This is a genomic window from Oleiphilus sp. HI0123 (assembly GCF_001635315.1).
In genome coordinates, this window is the sequence record NZ_LWGE01000744.1 from 1 (window position 1) to 349 (window position 349).

The following is a 349-nucleotide window of genomic DNA, read 5'->3' on the forward strand; positions in this document are numbered from 1 at the left end:
GGCGTACTTGACGACAACGATAACTGTCCATTGGTTCCAAATGCTGATCAAGCTGATAGCGACAATAACGGTATTGGCGATGCTTGTGACGCCCCCTTAGTATCTGACGATGATTATGATAACGACGGCATACTGAATGATGTTGATAATTGTCCGTTAATTCCAAACACTAACCAGCTTGATAGTGATAATGATGGAGTTGGTGATGTTTGCGATACCCCGGCCCTAGCTGATTACGACAGGGACGGTATTCCAGATGAAAGCGATAACTGCCCTTTGATTCCGAATAACGATCAGGCTGATCGTGATAGCAATGGTGTTGGCGATGCTTGTGATGTTCCGCTTATCT

The 349-nt window shown here is 45.3% G+C and carries 1 protein-coding gene; it reads left to right on the plus strand.

Going from position 1 to position 349, the window contains the following annotated elements; genetic code table 11:
- A partial coding sequence (locus tag A3761_RS06625; protein ID WP_197472906.1) for a thrombospondin type 3 repeat-containing protein occupies window positions 1-349 on the plus strand: 349 nt, incomplete at both ends.